Origin of the sequence: Pueribacillus sp. YX66, from assembly GCF_041725775.1 — a bacterium.
In the GTDB taxonomy this organism is placed as follows: domain Bacteria; phylum Bacillota; class Bacilli; order Bacillales; family UBA6769; genus Pueribacillus.
On record NZ_JBEUEL010000082.1, the window covers coordinates 1 to 1,073 of the forward strand.

General features: G+C 42.1%; 2 tRNA genes. Both read right to left on the minus strand.

Annotated elements, in window-relative coordinates:
- Positions 1-306: 306 nt before the first annotated feature.
- Positions 307-399, minus strand: a tRNA-Ser gene (locus ABU914_RS15385).
- Between the two features lie 97 nt (positions 400-496).
- Positions 497-573 (minus strand) — tRNA-Ile (locus ABU914_RS15390).
- Positions 574-1,073 lie beyond the last annotated feature (500 nt).

Below are 1,073 nucleotides of genomic sequence, written 5' to 3' on the forward strand. Positions count from 1 at the left end.
TTATTAGAAGTTCGCGACCCCTGCATCTAATAGCTGACTCAATGATGTATATGCTTCGGGGTTACTCGGAGCTTATTCGGCGGATGTTATGCTCGTTGCTCTAACCAACTGAGCTAAGGGTCCTTGTTTGTTTTATTTTTAATTTTAAACATCCACTTATCCGTTCTTATTAGAAGTTCGCGACCCCTGCATCTAATAGCTGACTCAATGATGTATATGCTTCGGGGTTACTCGGAACTTATTCGGCGGATGTTATGCTCGTTGCTCTAACCAACTGAGCTATCGAGCCTATTCTTTAATTATGTATGGCGGAGGAAGAGGGATTCGAACCCCCGCGGGCCATGAAGCCCCTGTCGGTTTTCAAGACCGATCCCTTCAGCCAGACTTGGGTATTCCTCCATTAACAGAAGTAGAATTTTTGTTATAAGGCTTTTTTAACCTTCATCCATAACTTAAAGTCTAAATTTCCAACAGTACGGAATTTTGGTATTTGAATTGGTGGACCCTGTAGGACTCGAACCTACGACCGGACGGTTATGAGCCGTCTGCTCTAACCAACTGAGCTAAGGGTCCTTCTTTGTTTTATTTTTAATTTTAAACATCCACTTATCCGTTCTTATTAAAAGTTCACGACCCCTGCATCTAATAGCTAACTCAATGATGTATATGCTTCGGGGTTACTCGGAACTTATTCGTCGGATGTTATGCTCGTTGCTCTAACCAACTGAGCTAAGGGTCCTTGTTTGTTTTATTTTTAATTTTAAACATCCACTTATCCGTTCTTATTAGAAGTTCGCGACCCCTGCATCTAATAGCTGACTCAATGATGTATATGCTTCGGGGTTACTCGGAGCTTATTCGGCGGATGTTATGCTCGTTGCTCTAACCAACTGAGCTAAGGGTCCTTGTTTGTTTTATTTTTAATTTTAAACATCCACTTATCCGTTCTTATTAGAAGTTCGCGACCCCTGCATCTAATAGCTGACTCAATGATGTATATGCTTCGGGGTTACTCGGAGCTTATTCGGCGGATGTTATGCTCGTTGCTCTAACCAACTGAGCTAAGGGTCCTT